The sequence below is a fragment of the Flavobacterium sp. GT3R68 genome (genome assembly GCF_007109225.1).
Lineage (GTDB): Bacteria > Bacteroidota > Bacteroidia > Flavobacteriales > Flavobacteriaceae > Flavobacterium.
The window spans coordinates 1-1,338 of record NZ_VJZK01000026.1 but is presented as its reverse complement, the minus strand read 5'-3'; the positions used below and the strand labels follow the sequence as shown (position 1 = coordinate 1,338).

1 protein-coding gene is annotated in these 1,338 nt (G+C 32.3%); it reads right to left on the bottom strand.

The features are described from left to right. Positions 1 to 922: 922 nt before the first annotated feature. The gene (locus tag FNW07_RS13905) at positions 923 to 1,174 is read right to left on the bottom strand and encodes a transposase (protein WP_143389008.1); all 252 of its coding nucleotides are present in this window, start codon (positions 1,172 to 1,174) and stop codon (positions 923 to 925) included. Positions 1,175 to 1,338 lie beyond the last annotated feature (164 nt).

The window sequence follows — 1,338 nt, the reverse complement described above, 5'->3', positions numbered from 1 at the left end:
TTGTTCAATAATCCCTTGTGTTAATCTAATACGCCATTATTGAACAGATTAAGTTGTAAATTTTTAAACATGGAATCTATCGGTTACAATGGCTCCTTTCTTTCCTTTGGCATTTTTATCAGTCAAAATGGTATATAGTTCGCCATTAGAAAGTGAGGTCTCACCTAAACTTAGATATTTGCTTAGGTTTTTACTAAACAGCAACCATTTTTTAGTATGCGTTTTTTGTGTCCAATTTTTAAAATCACTTAAATGATTTTATAATGATACTGTAGTTTTTTACCATTGGCGTTGTTGTAATAGTTCCCGAGTTTACTGGCGCTTACAGCATTGTTATCCAATGATACCTTTTAAAAAAGACGCGAATTCAGAAGTTATTCGTGTCCCTTTAGCTACGATTTCCCAATCTCTTTTATTACCCCACTCTCTAAAGTCCATCGTTGTCGTTTAATGTGAAGGAGTACTGATTTGCCTCGAAGAGGAAAGTCTTCAACTGTAATTTCCGGAGTGAAGCCTTTGGATTTGGCTAACTTGAATTTATATTCTTCAGGTATGATGTTTTTTCCCTAGGTAAAAGTGTGCTTTTCTTTTTCTAGTTTGTGAGATGCCGGGTCAAAATAATCTAGTATTCCTTCGGGTAAAAAATAAATAGCTAATTCTAAATCCAAAACATGTTTTTTTAGTAATGCAAATCTAGTTATTTAAATATTTGTCCCCAAGTTTTTGGCTTGATCCGAAATCTTTGTATTGATGTTGTAATTTTTTGTCAGAAACTCCATAGAAAGAAGCAATAGCATTAAAATTATTTGGTCTGGAATCTATTGATTTCTTTTAGAAAAGACGCAAACTCTTGTGTTACCCAAGTCCCCGTCTGTTACTAAATTCCAATCCCTAAATACGTTTTACCAATATCTTCATTAAGTCATCTTTTACCTGTGATATGAAGATACACTTGATGTCCACGAATAGGAAAGTCTTGAACTGTTATCTCATCAAAGAATCCTTTTGAATTTAGTTTTTCATGGCGATGCTCTCTTGGAATAGAGTTGCTCTCTTTTAAATACAAATGAAGTACTTCTTGCTCTTTTTTATAAAAAGTTAACTCGAAATATTCGACGATTATCTCCGATAATAATAACTTGATAAGTTCGCTATAGGAATCTTGTATTTGCATCTGATTTGGAAATACAAATATCTCCTTTTTTATATTTCTCCATAACTTTTAGACTTGATCTAATTTTTCACCAATAACTCAGTTGATAGTGTTATCAGTATTATAATTATTTGGGCTAGAGTCTATTGATCCCTTTTTGAAAAAAACAAACTCCTGGGTTGTTC

Excerpts from the sequence above, each read along its gene's own strand:
- FNW07_RS13905 (WP_143389008.1), bottom strand. The coding sequence starts at position 1,174 with ATGCAAATACAAGATTCCTATAGCGAACTTATCAAGTTATTATTATCG.